This window comes from Pseudomonas sp. JS425, from assembly GCF_018223845.1.
GTDB classification, from domain to species: domain Bacteria; phylum Pseudomonadota; class Gammaproteobacteria; order Pseudomonadales; family Pseudomonadaceae; genus Aquipseudomonas; species Aquipseudomonas asiatica.
This window is the reverse complement of sequence record NZ_CP073662.1, coordinates 71,195-91,048: the sequence shown is the minus strand read 5'-3', so window position 1 is coordinate 91,048 and position 19,854 is coordinate 71,195. Positions and strand designations below refer to the sequence as shown.

General features: G+C 58.3%; 17 protein-coding genes and 3 pseudogenes. 10 read left to right on the top strand and 10 right to left on the bottom strand.

All coding sequences use genetic code 11. The annotated features are described in order from the left end of the window. Positions 1-6: 6 nt before the first annotated feature. Positions 7-1,062 (top strand): annotated as a pseudogene (locus KDB76_RS29420) (DUF4113 domain-containing protein); the annotation flags it as partial. A gap of 3 nt (positions 1,063-1,065) precedes the next feature. Here KDB76_RS29420 and KDB76_RS29415 read toward each other — a convergent pair. Both KDB76_RS29415 and KDB76_RS29410 read right to left on the bottom strand, forming a co-directional pair. Next, a protein-coding gene (locus KDB76_RS29415) for an IS5 family transposase (protein ID WP_086005488.1) occupies positions 1,066-1,919 on the bottom strand; the annotation gives its coding sequence in 2 pieces (ribosomal slippage) (positions 1,066-1,575 and positions 1,578-1,919; 852 coding nt in all). Positions 1,920-2,377: 458 nt separating this feature from the next. Continuing rightward, entirely contained in the window at positions 2,378-3,340 is a 963-nt protein-coding gene (locus KDB76_RS29410) for a tyrosine-type recombinase/integrase (RefSeq protein ID WP_102886376.1), read from the bottom strand. Between the two features lie 178 nt (positions 3,341-3,518). Here KDB76_RS29410 and KDB76_RS29405 point away from each other — a divergent pair, with 178 nt between their 5' ends. Both KDB76_RS29405 and KDB76_RS29400 read left to right on the top strand, forming a co-directional pair. After that, a complete protein-coding gene (locus tag KDB76_RS29405) occupies positions 3,519-3,791 on the top strand; it encodes a ribbon-helix-helix domain-containing protein (protein WP_062378647.1) in 273 nt (90 codons plus the stop codon). Next, positions 3,791-4,066 carry a type II toxin-antitoxin system RelE/ParE family toxin gene (locus KDB76_RS29400; protein WP_062378649.1) on the top strand — a complete coding sequence of 92 codons (276 nt, stop codon included), beginning with the start codon at positions 3,791-3,793 and terminating at the stop codon, positions 4,064-4,066. Before KDB76_RS29405 ends, KDB76_RS29400 begins: the two co-directional genes overlap by 1 nt. Positions 4,067-4,951: 885 nt before the next feature. Here KDB76_RS29400 and KDB76_RS29395 read toward each other — a convergent pair. The 5 genes from KDB76_RS29395 to KDB76_RS29375 all read right to left on the bottom strand — a co-directional run bounded on the left by KDB76_RS29395 (position 4,952) and on the right by KDB76_RS29375 (position 10,927). After that, positions 4,952-6,682, bottom strand: coding sequence for an ABC transporter ATP-binding protein (locus tag KDB76_RS29395; RefSeq protein ID WP_062378651.1), 1,731 nt, complete (start codon positions 6,680-6,682; stop codon positions 4,952-4,954). Between the two features lie 107 nt (positions 6,683-6,789). Further along, positions 6,790-7,983: an aminotransferase class I/II-fold pyridoxal phosphate-dependent enzyme gene (locus KDB76_RS29390; RefSeq protein WP_062378653.1), complete on the bottom strand. Its 1,194-nt coding sequence runs from the start codon at positions 7,981-7,983 to the stop codon at positions 6,790-6,792. Continuing rightward, entirely contained in the window at positions 7,970-8,230 is a 261-nt protein-coding gene (locus KDB76_RS29385; RefSeq protein WP_062378968.1) for a phosphopantetheine-binding protein, read from the bottom strand. The genes KDB76_RS29390 and KDB76_RS29385 overlap by 14 nt, the downstream gene beginning before the upstream one ends. A 34-nt stretch (positions 8,231-8,264) precedes the next feature. Next, complete coding sequence (locus KDB76_RS29380; protein ID WP_062378655.1) at positions 8,265-9,176, bottom strand: NAD-dependent epimerase/dehydratase family protein; 912 nt, start codon at positions 9,174-9,176, stop codon at positions 8,265-8,267. After that, the gene (locus KDB76_RS29375) at positions 9,176-10,927 is read right to left on the bottom strand and encodes a fatty acyl-AMP ligase (RefSeq protein WP_102886377.1); all 1,752 of its coding nucleotides are present in this window, start codon (positions 10,925-10,927) and stop codon (positions 9,176-9,178) included. The genes KDB76_RS29380 and KDB76_RS29375 overlap by 1 nt, the downstream gene beginning before the upstream one ends. Positions 10,928-11,197: 270 nt before the next feature. Between KDB76_RS29375 and KDB76_RS29370 the strand changes: the two are divergent. Continuing rightward, a pseudogene (locus KDB76_RS29370) lies at positions 11,198-12,139 on the top strand (N-acetyltransferase); the annotation flags it as partial. Here the strand turns inward: KDB76_RS29370 and KDB76_RS29365 are convergent. Then, a protein-coding gene (locus KDB76_RS29365; protein WP_086005488.1) for an IS5 family transposase occupies positions 12,125-12,978 on the bottom strand; the annotation gives its coding sequence in 2 pieces (ribosomal slippage) (positions 12,125-12,634 and positions 12,637-12,978; 852 coding nt in all). The pseudogene KDB76_RS29370 and the gene KDB76_RS29365 sit on opposite strands and share 15 nt — an antisense overlap. A 69-nt stretch (positions 12,979-13,047) precedes the next feature. On the opposite strand from KDB76_RS29365, the pseudogene KDB76_RS29360 reads away from it, so the two are divergent. The 6 genes and pseudogenes from KDB76_RS29360 to KDB76_RS29335 form a co-directional block, all read left to right on the top strand. Further along, positions 13,048-13,263, top strand: a pseudogene (locus tag KDB76_RS29360) (N-acetyltransferase); the annotation flags it as partial. Then, a complete protein-coding gene (locus KDB76_RS29355) occupies positions 13,247-14,059 on the top strand; it encodes a nucleotidyltransferase family protein (RefSeq protein ID WP_038409905.1) in 813 nt (270 codons plus the stop codon). The pseudogene KDB76_RS29360 and the gene KDB76_RS29355, both read left to right, overlap by 17 nt. A gap of 106 nt (positions 14,060-14,165) precedes the next feature. Beyond that, positions 14,166-15,239: an LPS export ABC transporter permease LptF gene (gene lptF / locus KDB76_RS29350; RefSeq protein WP_038409906.1), complete on the top strand. Its 1,074-nt coding sequence runs from the start codon at positions 14,166-14,168 to the stop codon at positions 15,237-15,239. Continuing rightward, positions 15,236-16,315: an LPS export ABC transporter permease LptG gene (lptG, locus tag KDB76_RS29345; protein WP_038409908.1), complete on the top strand. Its 1,080-nt coding sequence runs from the start codon at positions 15,236-15,238 to the stop codon at positions 16,313-16,315. The genes lptF and lptG overlap by 4 nt, the downstream gene beginning before the upstream one ends. 16 nt (positions 16,316-16,331) lie before the next feature. Next, positions 16,332-17,300, top strand: a complete 969-nt coding sequence (locus KDB76_RS29340) for an acylglycerol kinase family protein (RefSeq protein ID WP_038409909.1) — start codon at positions 16,332-16,334, stop codon at positions 17,298-17,300. 14 nt (positions 17,301-17,314) lie between these two features. Continuing rightward, positions 17,315-18,268, top strand: coding sequence for a hypothetical protein (locus tag KDB76_RS29335; RefSeq protein WP_038409910.1), 954 nt, complete (start codon positions 17,315-17,317; stop codon positions 18,266-18,268). A gap of 63 nt (positions 18,269-18,331) precedes the next feature. Here KDB76_RS29335 and KDB76_RS29330 read toward each other — a convergent pair whose 3' ends face one another. Continuing rightward, entirely contained in the window at positions 18,332-18,865 is a 534-nt protein-coding gene (locus KDB76_RS29330; RefSeq protein WP_038410461.1) for an ATP-dependent zinc protease, read from the bottom strand. 62 nt (positions 18,866-18,927) lie between these two features. Continuing rightward, complete coding sequence (locus tag KDB76_RS29325) at positions 18,928-19,773, bottom strand: metallophosphoesterase (RefSeq protein ID WP_038409911.1); 846 nt, start codon at positions 19,771-19,773, stop codon at positions 18,928-18,930. Positions 19,774-19,854 lie beyond the last annotated feature (81 nt).

The window sequence follows — 19,854 nt, the reverse complement described above, 5'->3', positions numbered from 1 at the left end:
CACCCCTCATCGAATTACGCCTTGTATGGCCAAATAAGTGAAAGGGTGATGACCCTGATCGAATCCATGGTGCCGGCGTCGGAGGTCTACAGCATCGACGAGGCGTTCGTGGACCTCACCGGCGTACCGGGCGACCTCGATGCGCTGGGCCGCGCGATCCGCCACAAGGTCTATCGCTGCACGGGCATTCCCATTGGCGTAGGCATCGCCCGAACCAAGACCCTGGCCAAGCTGGCCAACCACACGGCAAAGCGTCTCCAGACCCATACCGGCGGCGTGGTGGACCTGTGCGACCCGTTCAAACGCGATTGGGTACTGCGCAATACGGCCGTCAAGGAGGTGTGGGGAGTCGGCCGGCGACTCAACACGCACCTGGAAGCCATGGGCATCAAGACGGCCATGGACCTGGCCAAAGCCGATGCACGCACCCTGCGCATGAAATTCAGCGTGCTGCTGGAGAAGACCGCGCGCGAGCTGGCCGGCACCCCGTGCCTGGAGCTGGAAGACCCTGCACCGCCCAAGCAGGAGATTTGCTGTAGTCGCATGTTCGGCAAGCGGTTGACCGAGATACAGCCGATCAAGGAGGCGGTGGCCACCTACGTCCAGCGCGCGGCCGAGAAGCTGCGCGCGCAGCACTCGTTGTGCAAGAAAGTGCGCGTCAGTGTGCGTACCGGGATGTTCAACCCGGACGAGGCTAAGTATGCCAACGGCATCATGGTCGAGCTGCCCTACCCTACCAATGACGTGCGCATGCTCACCAAGGCCGTCATGCAGGCGGTTGACCATATCTATCGGCCGGGCTTCAAGTACAGCAAGGCCGAGGTGCTGCTGATGGATTTGCGGCAGCCCGGTGAATACACCGACGACCTGTTTGCCGAGGTGCAGCCGACGGTCAGCAACAAGCTGATGGGCGTCCTGGACGAAATCAATGGCCGATGGGGCAGGGGCACCCTGCGCACGGCCAGCGTTCCGGTAAACCCTGAATGGGGCATGCGTCGCGAGCTGATAAGCCAGAGTTATACGACCCGCCTGGACCAGCTTTGGACTGTGAAATCTAACTAGTGCCTAGGCTCTGTACGTAAAGTATTGTCGCAAGCACCGCATAGCGCAGGCCAATGAGACCATCGCCGCAAAACTTGTTGCGAGCTTGTCGAAGCGCGTCACGATGCGACGGTTCTCCTTCAGCCAGCCAAACATGCGTTCGATGATGTTGCGCTGCCGATATTTGGGGCGATCAAAAAGTCGAGGCAATCCTGGCTTGGTTTTGCGCTTCATGCTTCGCAACGGAATGACTGGCTGCATGCGATAACGATCACAATACTGGCGCAGCGCTTCAGCGTCGTAACCCTTGTCAGCCAGCAACCAGCGGCAACGCTTGCGTGGGCGACCGCGCAGGCTGGGTATGCAAGCCTGATCGAGTAGCGGTTGGGCATAGGCTATATCGCTGGCTTGTCCGCCTGACAACAGGAAACGCAGAGGCACACCATTGGCGTCGCACAGCATGTGAATCTTGGTCGTCAGGCCACCCCGGCTGCGCCCGAGCGCGTGGTCTTGCGGTTCTTCAAATCCCCTTTTTTCCCGGCACCTGATGAGGCCCGGGTTGCTCGTACGGCAGTGGAGTCGATCATCCATGTTTCCAAGTCAATCAAACCCTGCTCATTCAATCGGATATGAAGACGCTTGAGCATCTGATCAAAAGCTCCGCAATCACGCCATCCCCGGAACCGTTGATAGATCGTTGACCAAGGGCCGAATCGTTCGGGCATGTCTCGCCAGGCTGCGCCAGAGCAAAGCACCCAGAGAATACCGTTTAGCATCAGGCGATCATCGGCCCGAGGGCGCCCGGTGCGCTGATTTTTGGTGAAGATATCTGCAACCAGATCCCAGGCTGCGTCGGGAAGTTCATACCGCTTTGCCATCTTGGCCTCCTGGCTTTAATGGCGGTGTATTTTACAGAAAATCGTATTTCTTGGGTTTACGTACAGAGCCTAGCACAGTGGTTTCGCCGGAAGAAAGCCACAAGGTATTGAAGATCATATCAGCGTCGGCTAGTAAGATCGAAGCATACTCAAGCTTTGGAACCAGTTTCTCGCTCAATCGAGTGAATTCACGTTTGGAGTACTCGGTTCCGATTGGCGTGGAGAACTCCGTCAATTGGAAGAAAACGCATGGGGGAACAATCCCACAATTGCTGAGCTACAGCTACAGTTGCGCCATAGTGCCAGAGTTGGGTGCCCAGTGATCATGGAAATTCCCGAATGAGCAAATATCAGACGTAGACGCTGGTCATCATTGGGTTGGCCATCGGTGTTTGGCTTGGCCTTCACTACCCGCCGTTATGAGTAGGTTCGCGCACACGAAACTGAGCGGTTCTTTATCAATACCTCACCTTGTAGGTAGGCGAATCCTCAGGCCGATTCTGCCGGCGATCATAGATCCGTGTGGTACTGATGTTGGCATGGCCCAGCCAGGCCTGGACCTTGGCGATGTCCGCCTCATGCTCCAGAGCATTGGTGGCCGCTGTTGCGCGCAGCCCATGCACGCCCAGGCCGTCCACCTTGATGCCGGCTTTTTTCGCATGCGCTTCAACCAGCTTATAGATGCCGTCCGCCGTGATGCCGCCTCGATCAATGGGGCCGCGCAGCGGTAGAAACAGTGGCCCTTTCGGCGCGACCAGGTCGTGCCCGGAGCACTCCAGGTAGGCATGGATGCGGTCCGCCGCTACGGGGTGTAAAGGTAGATACCGCACTTTGCCCCCTTTGCCGTGGATCAGCAAATGCTTGATACCGCGGCGTTCCAGGATATCGCTCACCGTCAGCTGCGCCGCTTCCTCCCGGCGCAGCCCGTGGTACAGCAATACCGCGAGCAGTGCGCGGTCACGTAGCCCTTTCAAGGTGCCCATGTCCGGCGCATCGAGCAGCGCCTTGGCCTGGTGATCGCCCAGCGCTGGGGTCTTGCCTTCGTTGGTTTCGATCCGGGGCCGCTTGACCCCATGCACCGGGTTGCCGCCGGCGACGGCGTTGCATTCCAGCAGGTGGTCGAAGAGGCTGGCCAGCGCGGCGAGTTTGCGACGGATCGTGGCCCCGGCCAGGCCACACTGTTCCAGCTGGGCACGCCAGGCCAGCACATGCGCACGGTTCACCACGCGAAACTCCTCTGCAGTGGTGAGCCCTATAAAGGAAGAGAAATCCGCCAGGTCGTTCTGGTACGCACGGCGCGTGCGCGGGTTATCAATGTTGGCAAACCATTCGACCGCAGCGGGTACCGTGGCCAGGTGTTGAAACTCCGCCGCCGTCAACCGGCGTTCAACCGCCTCTTGGTGCGTTACTAGCTCGCTCATCTCCCCTACCCTCTCCAAACGACCTTAACGTCATGCTAGCCGAAAACTCTTGATAACGTATTTTATCAATAGTTTTGGTCCACGCTCATCCTTGCTATGGTTTACATCAAAATCCGCTACATTTAATTACGATTAATCACTACGATTAAGGTTTACTCACTATCAGGAGGAACGCATTATGACCGCTACTGCGAAAACCCGTTCAGTCACCGCCCACGTCCCAATCGAGCTCGCGGAGCGGATCGATGAAATCGCCGAACGTCTGGAGCGCTCGAAAAACTGGATCGTGAAACAAGCGTTGTTCGCGTGGCTAGACCAAGAAGAAGAACGCAGCCGACTCACCCGTGAAGCGCTGCTTGATGTCGATGCGGGTCGCGTCATTGATCACCAGGCGGTGCAGGCCTGGGCCGCGAGCCTGGATACTGAAACGCCGTTACCGGTACCGCGTTGATGCAGTTGCAGTGGACCAGCAAAGCGGTATCGGACCTCGCTCGGCTATACGACTTTCTTGCCCTAGTGAATCGCCCAGTGGCCGCGCGCACCGTGCAGCAGCTTACCGCTGCGCCGCTCACGCTTCTGACAAACCCACGGATTGGTGAGCGCCTGGATGAGTTCGAGCCGCGCGACGTGCGCCGGCTGTTGGTAGCTCATTATGAGATTCGGTATGAGATAGCAGGTGACACTATTTTCCTTTTACGGCTGTGGCACAGTCGTGAAGATCGCTAATGATAATGATCATTTACCTGAATTTTTCGGGGAGAGATTATGCAAGGTGGTATTAGGTCTTCATGACACCCTGCTGATGCCCATACGGCTACACAGACGTTTATATAGGCTACCACCATAGCAAGGCTCGAGGTTCTGCTGCTGGATCTGCGCCACTTGGGGAGTACACCGGTGACCTGTTTGCACAGACGCAAACGGAGAAGTGCGGGTCGCGGGCGTGCGATGGAGTCGACCATCCAGGTGTCGGGTCAATAAGCTCATGATTCAATCGAACGTGCAATCAATCAGTACTCGGTCAGACGTCTACCTTCGGCTGGCACACCCGGCCATCCCGAACTACCATAGAATCAGTTGAAGGATCCGCGCACTGCGCACTGGTTGTCATGGTTTATAGCCCGGTCCAGCGTTGGGCTTTTTTTCGCTTACTTTCCGCCTCCGTAGCATGTCTACCGTGCGTCCATTATGCCCCGGGCTCGCTTGGCACCCCTGCCCTCCAGGTCTAAACTGAACTTGGCTGAGGGATCAGCACCAGTGTGGAGCAATACGATTAGCCCGGCAATGTGTCGGGCTTTTTGTTTCTGGTCTGTCCTCCTAACGCCTAGCTTTGGGCGATTCCAGAAAGCGCTTCGAACGTAGATTCGGAAACATGCAGCCCGCAACTTAGTGGGCTTTTTGTGCGGCAAATAGTCTCCTTGGTCTGTGCCAAGCGGTGCCTGCGGTATTACTTTTCATACAGTACCTAGCATTGGCGCTTAACAGTACTACTGGCAAAGCGGGAACTCTCTTACCGCCAGCTGAATGCTGCTAGCCAGAGAGGCCCTGTCCCCTCCAGGCTGACGCCAAGCGCGCCAAGGCTTTCCCTATGTCAGGCTGCATAAGAACCCGTCATAAGTTAATACTCCCATGTGAGGTCTCACTAGTCTGTCGGATCTTGTTCGTCAGCCGCATAACCGTGCCGTCTTTGACCTGCACCACCTCATCAGCGATCTCAATCAGGTGAGGCCGGTGAGAAACAGCAATGATGGTGATGTCAGGCGTGAGGGCTTTCAAGGATGCGCAGATGTCCCTTTCCGCTTCAGAGTCGAGAGCACTGGTAGCTTCATCAAGGATGAGCAGTTGAGGACAATGGGCCAATGCGCGAGCGATCACGATGCGCTGGCGCTGACCGCCAGAGAGCAAGCCGCCGCGCTCGCCTACAACCGAGAGCATGCCACCCTGGAGTTTTTCAACGAACTCCCAGGCCCCGGCTTGGCGCAAGGCTCGCTCGGCGTCGGCCGCCGTTAAAGCGGGCTCACCCAAGGTAACATTGGCCAGAATACTGTCATGCAGCAATAGGGTTTCTTGCGTCACGTAACCGATCATTCGCCGCCAGCGGCGCCGGTCGAGGTTGGCCAACGGCACACCATCCACGCTTATTTGCCCTCCCTGGGGGCTGAGCAGTGCGCAAAGCAGATCGAGAATGGTGGTCTTGCCAGCACCGGAAGGACCAATCAACGTAGTCATGGTGCCAACTTCGAAAGCAAAAGAAACGCCATCGAGCACTGTGCGTCCGTCGTACGAAAATGACACTTTGTTAAAGCCGATACGCTGAATCAAGGTCGGCTGCACACTGCCGCCCCTGGGCTCAGCCTCAGCGCTGGCCTTCTCGACGGCTTCGTGCAGCGCCCAGAATGCGCTTTCTTGAGCTGCCATTCGGTGGTAACGCTGCTGGGCCTTATGCATCAAGCCGAGCACCCGTACTACCATGAAGATCAGTACCATCACCGAAGACAACGGCAGCGCCCAGACTACCAGCCCTGCGTACAGACCCGCTGCTGCGAGGATAGCCAATAGCGGTTCCTGCAGCGCTCGCAGCGTTTCACGACTGGTCACTTCCTTTTCCATCGCAGCGTTAAGTTCCGTGGCCTGATGACGCAGCAAGGAATCGGCAATATCCTCTCGGGCCATCGCCTTCAACGGTTTGACCGACCCAAGGGTATCGCTCAGGCTGACCAGCAAATCTCGCATAAGGCTAGTCTGACTTTTGCCCGCTCGGCGAGAGGTCTTCACCAGACCACGCAGGGCAAGGAGTATCGCCAGGCCTACCAAGAGGCCTACCAGCGCCGCTTGCCAGGACACGATCAGCGCAATTATTCCATAGGCGGCCGCCTGAATAGATAGCGCGACCATGTTGGCCGCGTGTTCGTAGGCTGTTGAAGCGCGGTAGGCCTCGGTGGCCACTGCATTGGCCAAAGCGCCACCGGGCTGGCGCAGGTAGTATTCCCAGCGACTGCCGAGGGTGGCGTTGATCAAATCAACGCGCAAATCAGTGGCCACATGCGCTACGGTATAGCCCACCTGACGGTTAGCAGCGAGAATCAATAGGCTGCTTAGCACCATGCCGACCACGATGATCATCAGCAGTACAAGGATGGTCGGCTGCAGGCCAAACAGCTGCAAGGCGTTGACGATATGCATGCCGAAGGTCGACTGGACATTGTCCCCGACCATCACCGAAACCAGCGGCAGCATGGTGGTCAGGCTAACGCCCTCTACTAGCCCTGACACTATCAGGCTCAATAGCATCAGGACGGTACGGATAGGGTAGGAGCGACCAAAAGCAAAGATAATTCGCATCACACTCACTTCGAAATCAACTGTGTGCCACTCTAAAGCTCAACACATGGCGTTTGCTGCGCCTATGACCAAGCGCCGGTCACAGGCGTCCGGTATTGCGTGTTCTGTCAATCAGTCAGACCTGCCAAGGGGCGCAGCACTGAAAATGCCTGAATAATCTGCCCGATCTGCTCAGGTGTATGCGCCGCGCTTACGCTGCAGCGCACCAGTGTAACGCCGGCCGGTGTGGCGGGTGGCAGTACCAGATTGACGTAAACCCCCTGGCCGATAAGCGCTCGCCAGAAGTGCAGGCCTTGCTCCTTCGTGCCCACCATCACTGGGACCACTGGACTGGCATGTGGCCCGAGGGAATAACCTAGTCTCGCCAGGCCGTCGTAGAGACGATTGGCATTGTTCCATAGGCGCTCGCGCAATTCCGGCCGCGTGGCTATTGCCTGCAATGCCGAACGCACCGACGCCACGACTGAGGGTGATGGCGACGCGGTGAAGATGTAGGGGCGGCTCGCATAGCGCAAGACTTCCATGTCGCTACTTCGGCCAGCGGCAAAACCGCCGATCGCGGCCAGGCTTTTGCTGAAGGTTCCCAGGATGATGTCGACATCGGCCTCTACTCCGAGGGCTTCGGACAGCCCTCTACCGTTAGGCCCCATCACGCCGAATGAATGGGCCTCGTCCACCAACAAGTAGCCGCCCAAGCGACGTTTGATCTCGACGATTTCCTTGAGGGGTGCCGTATCCCCCAGCATGCTGTAAATGCCTTCGACGATGATCAGTGCATCCTTGGCACGCTCTCCCAGGCGCAACATGCGGCGTTCGAGGTCCATAGCATCGTTGTGGTGAAAACGGATAATCTGTGCCCCCCCCAGGGCGCACGCGTCATAGATGCTTGCATGGCAATCGGCGTCTAGCAGGACGACTTCACGCGGGCCCGCCAGCGACCCTATGATGCCCAGGTTCGCCACGTAGCCCGTAGAAAACACCATCACCGAAGGGCGATCCAGGAATGCGGCGATTTCGGACTCGAGTGCCGTGTGGCCGCCGTAGCTCCCGTTAGCCATCCGCGACCCGGTGGTACCGGTGCCCTCGGCAGCCAACGCTTGTTGCGCCGCTTCGATTGCCTGCGCGTCGAAGGTTAGACCCAGATAGTTATTGGTGCCCGCGAGGATGACGTCCTTATCGCCTATACGCCCCTCTGTCGGCGAGTAGATAGCATCCATACGGGTGCCGAACGGGCTGGGACCGGAATCTTGAAAATTGTTGCGCTCAGCGGCCAGCCGGCTGAATTTGTCATATAGCCCCATGGCTTTTCTCCACGTACGCCACCAGAGAACTGGCGAGCTGGCGGGGGGTTCTGACATCCATCAAGATGTTAATCGGAATTGAAATATCGTATTCATCTTCCAATTTCATCAACAGGTCCATCATTTTCACTGACTCCAGGCCAAGGTCATTGACCATGTCGCTGTCTGCAGAGATGTGCTCCTGTAAGGGGACCATCTCTAACAGACAGGCCAGAATATTCTCTACGATAGTATCTTGGATAAGCATGGTTGACCTCTTCGACATTCGAATTGCCGCACGCTCAGAACAGGCCATCCTGCAGGGCGCGGTGTAACTTTATCTGGGGCGCCCAGCCAATGGAGGCGGTGATTTCCGTGTTGCTGCAGGTCCAGTCGTGGTGGGTCAGTTCGTTGACCTTGCTAGTCGTCAGCATCGGTGCGCGTGGCAGTAGGTACGACAGCGCCAGATTGGCCTTGGCAATGGCTTTCAGCAGCCTGACTGATACCTGAATCTGCCGGACTGGCTTCTGGCGGAGATCTACACCGATACTCGCCAGGCTCTCCCAGCTGTACCCACCTGGAGTGCCGTCACTGATTTCATAGGTAGCCGACTTAGCTACGGGCGAAGTGATCCACTGTATGACGGCAGCTGTCAGGTCGAACACATGCACGAAACTCAGGTGCGCTTCTCCTGACCCCAGCCGTACCAAAAGACCCCGCATCAGCCAAGCGAACAGCGGTTGCAGTTCACGATCTCCTGGTCCGTACACTGCCGTAGGTCTGAAAATGCCGACGCTGACGGTGCCGGCAGCGTCCATGACTTGCTGCTCTGCGTCGAACTTCGATCTGGAGTACCAAGACAAGTTGGGATAACGAGCCGCGAGGGAAGACATGTGCAAAAACCGCTCACAGGTTCCGGACTGCCGGGCGGCTTCCATTACGCGGCGACTACCGTCTACGTTGATGGCATGAAAACCTGTCGCATCGCGCCCTCTGACAGCCCCCGCGCAATGAATCACGGCCTGCGCTCCGGCGACCAATTCGGCGAGCGATCCTGCGTCCTCTAAGGAACCCCGCACCCATATAACTCCGCGATGCAGACCTGATTGGGTCCTGCTCAACGCACGAACACTTATGCCCTGAGCGACTAACATTCGCGCGATTTGACCGCCGATAAAACCGCTTCCTCCGGTTAGCGCAACGACCAGAGCCATCAAGCAGAACCTGCCGTCGTCAGCGTATGCGGCGCCATTGATAGCTGGCTCAGGAAGCGCTTACGCGCTTCGGCCCTGGCCGGCTTGCCTGAGGACGTACGCGGGATGCTATGGGGAGGTACCAAGTCGATCGTTGGGGATACACCGAATTCACTATGGATCTTCGAAAACAGCGTGTGCACCAGCCGCTCACGTTTGTCCAAGGACAAGATACGACATTGCACTTGCATCACCACCGCCGGTTCGCCGTCCTTGTCCACGATGAATACGATCACGTCTCCAGGCCTGACGTCGGCCTCGGTTTCGGCCACCAGCTCGATGTCCTGGGGCCAAATGTTACGCCCGCGTATGATGATGAGGTCTTTCTTGCGGCCAGTCACATACAGATTGCCGTTCAACAGATAGCCGAGGTCACCGGTGTCCAGCTGCTGGGTTTCGGCAAGCTGGCGTTTTGACTCAGGGTCGTGGAAATAGCCCTGCATCAGACTCGGACCGGAAATCACAATCCGTCCGACGCTGCGCTCCGGCAGCGGATTGCCGGCCTCATCGAGTACCTGAACCTGATGGCCCGGCAACGGGCCGCCACAATTGACGAAGGTGCTGATGGCCGTTGAGCGCTCGGTGGCCGGAATGGCTCTACTCTCGAGCTCAAGGATGTCACGATCCACGCGATCGGTCTGGCCGCCTAGATCAGGGGCAGCGAAGCTTACGGCCAAGGTATTTTCGGCAAGGCCGTAGCACGGCATGAATGCACTGGCTTTAAAACCTGCGGGCGCGAAGTGCTCTGCGAAACGATCAAGGGTGGTCATTGCAATAGGCTCCGCCCCTACCCCAGCCACGCGCCAATGGGAGAGGTCAAGGTTCTGCACCTCGGTCGAACTGCAGCGACGTACGCACAGGTCATAACCAAACGGCGGTGCTACGGACACCGTGCCCCAATTACGGCTCATCAGGTTAAGCCACTGCTTGGGGCGCATGGCAAAATCTTGGGTCTGTAGATAATCTACTGACAACTGTGTGGCAACCGGCGTCAGGACGAAGCCGACCAATCCCATGTCGTGGTAGAAGGGCAGCCAGGAGATGCAACGGTCTCCGGGCCGCAACCGAATGCCAGCAAGGCTTATACCGTGCAGATTCGCCATCACCGAGCGCTGAGTGACGACTACCCCGCGAGGAAATCGCGTGCTGCCAGAGGTATATTGCAGATAGGCAATGTCATCCGGTTGAGGACGCGCCAACTCGACATCTGCCACCGGCAGCACTTCAAGCTGCTCGGCGGTACCGATGAAAGCCTGGGTCGCCGGATCAATGGCTTCGCGCACGAAAGATAGCCATTCTTCACTGCCCAGCACCGCTGAAGGCGAGCAGCTTGCCAGCAAGCCGCGGAGCTTTTCAACGTAGGACTGATGGTGACCTACGCCCATGGGGATCGGCAGGGGAACCGGTACCAACCCTGCGTACTGGCAGGCAAAGAAAATTTCCACAAACTTGGGCGTCGTATCAGCGATCAGCGCCACCCGGTCGCCCTTTGCCAAGCCAAGGCCCAGCAGCCGTTTCGCTGCGCTGATAGCGCGCATTCTCAATGCGGAATATTCCATGACCGCAGTCAGGTGACAGCGCCGGTCATAAAAATTCATGCCTGTTTGCCCGAGCGCGGCATAATCCAATGCGTCCGCGAGAGAGGAAAAGTCTGCAAGGCGCTGCTTAAGTGAATGCTCAGCGCTTGTCTCTGACAGGTAAAGAACAGCCATTGATTTGAGCTCATTCAGGGAGGTGGAAAACAGTCACGCTGGACGTCGTGCGAGAGCTGCTGAGCGAAATCCTCAAACACACGCCGAAGGCGATTTATCTCAAAGCCATTAGGTGGATTCCTGAAAGATGGCAAATGTTAGTACGATGAGAGACAATGCAACAAAGTATTTCATACAGGCTGGGAACATTATTCGCAACCTCCCAGAGGATCGCAGGGCTCTAGAGCCAGATGCCTTGCACCCGACACGCGATGAGGGAAACGCTATTACATGAACAAAATGCTTTCTCCGATCGTCACGGAAATGGTGAAGTCTCGCAGCGGCCTGGACAGCTTCATTTCGCTACCAGGTAAGCTTTTTCAGAATGACCCCCATTGGGTCGAGCCGTTGCATATGGAGCGTCGTGAACACCTGTCCGGTAAGAACCCCACCTCTCCGCACGTCACGTGGCAAGCATGGGTGGCGAAGCGCGGCAACATTCCGGTAGGCCGAATCCTGGCCCAGATCGATACGCTTCACCGTGAGCTCCACGGTGCAGACACAGGGCATTTCGGGATGCTCGACGCCATCGATGATGCCGAGGTTTTTCAGAGCCTGATAACGACGGCCGAGGCGTGGCTGCGTGAACATGGTGCGCGGAGGATCACTGGCCCGTTCAGCCTGAACATCAATCAGGAAAGCGGATTGCTCGTCGAAGGATTCGACACGCCACCCTCCGCGTTCATGAACCACAATCATCCCTATTACCCAGCACAGCTGACGGCGCTGGGTTACCAGCCGGCGATGGATCTGCTTGCCTACTGGATGCGCACCGATGAGCTGAACTTCCCTGCCCCGCTGCAGCGGATGATGGACCGCGAACGTGGGCGGGTCTGCATCCGCGCGCTCGACCGAAGCCGGTTCGAAGCCGAAATGCAGACGCTTCGAGACATATTCAACGATGCGTGGGCGAAAAACTGGGGGTTTGTACCCTTCACCGAAAAAGAATTCAGTGAGCTGGGCGCGCAGATGAAAATGCTGGTGCCCGAGGACCTCATCTACATTGCTGAGATCGACCAGCACCCGTGTGCCTTTATCGTCGCGATGCCGAACATCCATGAAGCCATAGCCCCCTTGAAAGGTCGACTGCTGCCGTTTGGCTGGCTGCGCTTGCTGTGGAAACTGAAGGTCACAGGCACGCGCACTGCTCGCGTGCCACTAGGCTCTGTACGTAAAGTATTGTCGCAAGCACCGCATAGCGCAGGCCAATGAGACCATCGCCGCAAAACTTGTTGCGAGCTTGTCGAAGCGCGTCACGATGCGACGGTTCTCCTTCAGCCAGCCAAACATGCGTTCGATGATGTTGCGCTGCCGATATTTGGGGCGATCAAAAAGTCGAGGCAATCCTGGCTTGGTTTTGCGCTTCATGCTTCGCAACGGAATGACTGGCTGCATGCGATAACGATCACAATACTGGCGCAGCGCTTCAGCGTCGTAACCCTTGTCAGCCAGCAACCAGCGGCAACGCTTGCGTGGGCGACCGCGCAGGCTGGGTATGCAAGCCTGATCGAGTAGCGGTTGGGCATAGGCTATATCGCTGGCTTGTCCGCCTGACAACAGGAAACGCAGAGGCACACCATTGGCGTCGCACAGCATGTGAATCTTGGTCGTCAGGCCACCCCGGCTGCGCCCGAGCGCGTGGTCTTGCGGTTCTTCAAATCCCCTTTTTTCCCGGCACCTGATGAGGCCCGGGTTGCTCGTACGGCAGTGGAGTCGATCATCCATGTTTCCAAGTCAATCAAACCCTGCTCATTCAATCGGATATGAAGACGCTTGAGCATCTGATCAAAAGCTCCGCAATCACGCCATCCCCGGAACCGTTGATAGATCGTTGACCAAGGGCCGAATCGTTCGGGCATGTCTCGCCAGGCTGCGCCAGAGCAAAGCACCCAGAGAATACCGTTTAGCATCAGGCGATCATCGGCCCGAGGGCGCCCGGTGCGCTGATTTTTGGTGAAGATATCTGCAACCAGATCCCAGGCTGCGTCGGGAAGTTCATACCGCTTTGCCATCTTGGCCTCCTGGCTTTAATGGCGGTGTATTTTACAGAAAATCGTATTTCTTGGGTTTACGTACAGAGCCTAATGGGGGTGCGGCAACACTATCAATTCAGCCGGCAAGGCCCCGTGCTGGCGCTGTTGCTGATCGAGGCGCTGAAGCAACCTTTTGTCCAGCGCAAGATTGATGCCTTGGAAATGTCCTGGATTCTTGAAACGAACACAGGCATGCGCACTATTCTGGAGCGCATCGGCGCGGCGGTCTACAAACGTTATCGCCTGTATGAAAAACGCATCTGACGTGACGCGCTTTTCAGCGCTGGTGCTAGCCGGAGATCGTCGACCTGGCGACCCGGTTGCAGCGCTTGGCGCGGCCGGGTGCAAAGCCTTGGCACCGGTCAACGGCATTCCTATGCTGCACCGGGTGTTGGCCACGCTGCAGGCCAGCGGGCAGATTGGCCAGATCACCCTGGTAGGGCCCCATCGACCCTTGCTCGAGGGCGATCCGTTCATGCACGCCTTGTTGAATTCCGGCGCAGTGACGGCGCTGGAACCGGCGGCATCTCCCAGTGCCAGCGCACTGATGGGGCTGCAACATATCACCGTGCGCCCAGTATTGGTCACCACGGCCGACCATGCGCTGCTGCGACCTGAGATGGTCGACTACTTCCTTGAGCACTCGCGTTCGAGCGGCTATGACGTCACCGTTGCGGTAACGCCACTCAAGACCGTCTTAGCAATGTTTCCGGAGAATCGACGCACGGCCATCAAACTGCACGGCGGGCCTTACTGTGGCAGTAACCTGTTCACCTTCATGACCCCTGAAAGCGAAAGACTGGCGGCGTTCTGGAGAAATATCGAACAGCAGCGCAAGGACCCGAGAAAGGTCATTGCCAAGGCCTTGGGGCTTGCTGCCACACTTAGGTACCTGTTAGGCACATTGTCCCTGGATGGGGCGATGCAGCGTATTTCCGCAGCTGTCGGGATGCGCGTAGGGGCGGTGGTCATGCCCTTCGCCGAAGCCGCTGTCGATGTCGACTCGCTCAGCGATCACCGACTCGTTGAAAAGATCCTGCGGCAGAGGACCGAGAGCTGACACGCTTGAGCCTGGCCTGCAATTGCCATTTACTGATGGATCAACACAGCGCACCCGGGGTGCGCTGTGTTCCTGTGCGCCCAATCCTGAGTCCAAGGTGTGCCGAATGCTGCTGATCGAGCGCTACATCATCGCCGAAATTCGGCGCCCCGTTTCAGTGATGGTCGGTATTCTGACCTTCGTCTTCGCCAGCTATTCGGCTGAACGCTACCTCACGCAAGCCGTCAACGGCACCTTGGCATTGCAGTCGGTGCTGGACATGGTCGTATACAAGGTGGTCATTGCGCTCGAAATGTTAGTACCGGTGGCGCTGTATGCCTCAGTAGCGATCGCCCTTGGCAGGCTTTACCACGACTCGGAAATCACCGCCATCCTGGCGTCTGGCGTCAGCCCGCTGCGGCTGTATCGGGCAGTAGCCTTGATTACCTTACCAATAGCCATTGGCGTCGGCGTGCTTTCGGTCTACGGCCGCCCTTGGGCGTATACGCAGACGTATCTCCTGGAGCAAGCATCACGCGCCGACCTGGATGTCAGTCATCTCTTGCCACAACGATTCAACCTTAACCAGGACAACGGCCGGATGATTCTTGCCGAACGTATCGACCAGGCGACCGGTAACCTTGAAAACGCGCTTATCTACGACCCTGGAGAGGGCAAGAGCCGGGTCTTCCGCTCCAATGTGGCCCAGGTGGTCGATCCCAACCCGGCCGACCCGATCGTGGCACTGACCCGAGGCACGTCATATTCCCTGGAGCACACCGGCACTCAGGATGTGGTCAGCGTGTTTGAAAACCTGTTATTGCACCTCAAGCCGATCGAACCCGAGCCGGACAATAAACGGAAATCCACCGCTACTGGTTTGCTCAGCGTGTCCCCGCTGCCCCAGGACCAGGCGGAGTTACAATGGCGCGAGACGCGTGGTGTAAGCGCGCTCTTGCTCGCGCTGCTGGCGGTCCCGTTAAGCAGGACCGCGCCGCGCAAGGGCCGCTTCTCGACCCTGCTGCCAATTGCGATGCTCTTCGCGGTAATCTTCTACGCGGGCAATATCTGCCGGACACTGGTTGCCAATATGGCCCTGCCACTCACCCCCGGTGTGTGGCTGGTGCCCTTGTCAATGGGGGCGGTGGTACTGATATTCATCGCCCGGGACATGGCTGTCCTGCGGTTGCGTTCCACATGAGAATCACCAGCCTCTACCTGATTCGTAACGTGCTGATTGGTTTCGCCGCGGCGGCCGCCCTGCTGCTGCCTCTGTTCACCACCTTTGACCTGATCAGCGAACTCGACGATGTGACCACCGGTGGCTATCGCTGGACCCAGGCATTGGAAGTGGTGCTGATGACACTGCCACGCCGCGCCGTGGACCTCGGGCCCTTTATCGCGCTGTTGGGTGGCATCGTCGGGCTGGGGCAACTGGCCTCCACCCAGGAATTGACCGCCATGCGCACAGCGGGCATTTCCATTGTGCGCATCGCCATTACCACTGTAATGGCAGGCCTGATCCTGGTAGTGCTGTTAGGGACAATTGATGAATGGGTAGCGTCCCCCTTGCAGCAACGAGGCGTGCAGCTGCGCAACGCTGCCTTGGCCATCTCCGGAGAAGCGGCCAGCCCGTCCGGGAGCATCTGGGCCAGGCGCGGTGACGAAATAGCTCGGATCGGCGCGTTGTCGCGCGATAACACCCCAGTCAATGTCGAGATATTCCAGTACACCTCTGACATGTTCCTGAAGTCGTACGTGTTTGCCGAGAGCGCGGAAATCGGCGCGGGTGGCACCTGGGTGCTGAAGAACGCCCACATCAAGGAGTGGAACCATATCGATGAAAGTATTCGCCAGCAGGACAGCCTGGTTTGGCAGTCGGTGTTCTCCGACCGACGCTTGAAGGAGCTGACGCTGCCAACCGACAGTTTCTCGATTAGACAACTGCGTCGCTACATCCAGTTTCTCGATGCCTCTCATCAGCCGTCTGCCGAGTATGAGATGGCGATGTGGCAGAAGCTCGGCCGCCCCTTGCTGACGCTGGCGATGATCCTCTTCGCGGTGCCCTTCACCTTCGCGCAGCCACGCTCGCCGGGGCTGGGCGGTCGGCTGGCCGTTGGCGCGGTGATAGGCCTGCTGATCTACGTGGGCAACCAGATCATCGCCAACCTTGGCCTGCTGCTGGCCGGCAACGTCATGCTGACTACCTTGCTGCCATCGGGTGTGTTACTGGGGATCGCCTTGTGGCTTATCTACCGTTTTGACCGAGTCCGATAAATGAGCGGCAGCCAACATGACTAAGTTGACACCCCGCCCCGAGCGGATTGGTATTCTCCTCAACCCCGCCAGTGGATACGTGCGGCGCCATTTGCCAAGCCTGCGCCGACGCGTGGCTGGGATAGCGAACGCCAGGGTGGTCGAGGCCTCCTCGGCTGAGCAGATCAAGGGCGCGGTCGAGTCGTTACAGTTAGGGCCCTCGGACCTGCTGGTGGTCATAGGCGGCGACGGTACCCTGCAAGCGGCGCTCACGGCGACCCTAATTCAGGGGCCATCGGCCACTCCGTACGTGCTTGCCTTACCCGCGGGCACGACCAACATGAGCGCTAGAGATCTGGGCATACGCGTGAATCCCACCGTCGCCTTGCAGGAGCTGGATAACTGGCTTAGCGGCAAGACCTCGGCACCTGCCGTCCGTGCCCGGGCTGTGCTGCGGGTCTCTGACGCGAGCCTGGCGCCGCCACAGTTCGGCATGTTTTTCGGGGCCGGCGCGATCATCAGCGGGGTCCGGTATTTCCACAGCAGCGTGCGGCCCAAAGGCGTGCGCGGTGCCCTGGGTCCGTCATTGGCTTTTGTGCGCATGTTGCTGTCGCTGCTTCGCCGCCGTGAGCACAGCCTGTTACCGGCTACCTCGGCGCGGCTGCACCTGGCCGCCGAGCCCCTCCTGGTCCCATGGTTACTTATTCTGGCGACCACGCTGGATACCTTGTTGCTCGGCAGCACCCCCTACTGGGGGGGCGAAAAAGCCCCCATGCATTTTACCGCCATCGCCCACCGGGCGCCGTGCCTGTTGCGCTCACTGGTATTCCTATTGCGGGGCAAATCCACTGCGACCATGAGCAACAACCCAGCATATGTGAGCCATAACCTGAGCCACACAGCGATCGATGACCTGACTGAATACCTGCTCGATGGCGAGATCTTTTCAAGCCACGGGCAACTCCAGCTAACGGCGACCCCCGCCATTCGTTTTATCGTGCTCTAGTGAAAGGCCAACCCATGCTCTGCTCCGCGCCCCCCCGTTTGCTGGCCACCGTGGCCCAGGCCTGTGCATTGCCGGTGGCTGATGAACTACAAGCGCTGGTACAGGTACTGCGCGCACGCTTGGGCGACGCCTTGAGCGGATTGCTGTTTTATGGTTCGTGCCTGCGCAGTGGCGATCCGACTCAAGGGCTGGTGGACCTCTACGTACTGGTCGATGACTATGCGAGCGTGCGCACCAGCCTGCTGCCCAGACTCGCAGACCAATGGCTGCCACCCACCGTGTTCCTGCTCAAGACCAAGATGCCAGACGGCCGGATGCTGCGCGCCAAGTGCGCCCTGATTTCCCTGAAGGATTTCGAGGAAGGCACGACCCGCTGGTTTCAGAGCTATCTCTGGGCGCGCTTTTCTCAACCGTCGCGCCTGGTGTATTACCGCAACACAGCCATCCGTGATCGTGTACACGCCTCAATCGCCAGTGCAGTGATCCGCATGATGTCGGAAACCCTCGCGGCACAGGACCAAACATTCTCCAGTATGGCCTTCTGGGAACGCGCGTTTTCCCTGACCTATAGCACCGAGCTGCGCCCGGAAAAAGCCAGCCGCCCCGCGGAAATCGTCGGCAATGACGCGGCTTATTACGCCCGGGTTACAGGCGAGGCGGCAGGCTCCGTGAAAGGCTTGAACCTCTCAGAGCATCAGAGTGGTGTATTTTCTCACCACTGCACCGCAGCCCAGCAAAGGAAGAGCCGCCGACGCTGGAAAGTCAGAAGAGTCCAAGGGCGCATGCTGAATGTGCTGCGCCTGATCAAATCGCTCTTCACCTTCGAAGATGGGGTCGACTATGTGATCTGGAAACTTGAGCGGCACCTCGGTGGGCCAGTGGAAGTCAGCCCGCACCTGCACCGCTATCCACTGATCTTTTGTTGGCCATTGCTATGGCGACTGCTCAAGAACCGTCGCCTGCGCTGAGCAATACGTTCTGTTTAAGCCACTGCTGGGTCGTCGAGCCAGCAACGGCCACGGGCGCGCTGTTCAATCGGTTTTTTTAGGGCTCGATGCGTTGCATTCAGGCTTGATTGTGTTGGTACGAGTCACATCTACTGCCCCCAGGTGTTGCAACGTGTTCCGCCCGAGTACGACCGTGTAATCCTTCTTGGCGCGACTCTTAAGCATTAGCTCCTCTTGGTAAGCCTGGTTACCGATGCACAGGGTCATTTTTATCACCTGCCGATGCCCGCCCCCACCGATCAGCCCCTTACCCTTTTCCGTGCGCACAATCTTGCGTTCAAATGGAATACCTACCGACGCACCGGTCAAACTCTTAGGCCCCTCCACCGAAAATCGCACCCACTTTTCACCGTCCTTGTCGAAAGGCTCGATGTTGGTTGCCGCCAAATAAGAATTTTCAGCCGAGGTATCCAACTCTATCTTGATCGACGTGTGTTCTGGCAATAACACCGCTTCCTCTTCCCAACCGAATACCTGAGCTGGCGATGCGGCGCACGCCAATTGTGGCAACATCAGGGCGAATGTGGTGCCGAGGATAAGTTTGCTGAGGGCCTGCATGAGGTTCTCCGGGGGCAAAGTTAGAGTCGCGGCGCCAGTTATCCGCATGGCCGGGCGCCTCTTCAGCCAGAGTTATAGCTTGACGATGTGGGGTCAGCCGGCCGGCCGCTCAAGTCGAAATGTGAGGCAAGCCGGAACTCATCCATTTGCGCTTGGTAATCCCAGCGTTCTACGCGCACCTGCTTTTGCGGATCGTTGGTGATGATAATTCGATTGAACGAATTAGGTGCATCGCCGCGCAGGCGACTGGACAGTGCTGTGCCAGCCTGCACGGTCCAGACCTCGCGCTTCAAGTGATACTGCTGGCTTAGCTGTAGCACGTAGGGCAGGTGAATGTGACCGCCCATGACGATATCCAGCCCAGCCTCCGCCCAACGCACAAGGGCTTCCTTGGCGCCGTGCTGCAGGTTGCGCTCATCCGAAGCGACCATTGCTCCAAAGGGCTGATGGGCCACTACCACCCGCACCTTGCTCGGGTCGCATCGCCGCAGCCGTTCGACGACCGCCGCCACTTGCGCCGGGGTGACTGCCCCATCCTTGCGGCGTCGGGGGTGGGTGGTGTTCAAGCCAATCATTAGCACCTGGTCATTTTCGAAGAGAGGCTCTAGTTCGTGGCCGAAGGCGCGGCTGTAATTGCGGTAAGGGCATAGAAAGCGTGTTGCCAGGTTGTACAGTGGCAGGTCGTGGTTGCCAGGGATTACCAGCCGGCCCGGGACGCCGAGCGCCTGCACGCTCTCTACGAAACGTTTCGCCGCCACGAACTGACTGGGCTTTGCCCGCTGGGTGATGTCGCCCGACAACACTAGCAGGTCCGCCGACTGTTCGCGCACATGGCGCAGCAGCGCTTCGACAACGGCGCTCTGCTCAGTACCGAAATGGGTGTCGGAAATATGCAGGATATGGGTCATGGGAACTGAGGGCGGTCCGGTAACAAGCCCTCGACCGGTAGAGGGCGATGGTGCAAGATTCGGGGCAAGGGCAGTCAGAAC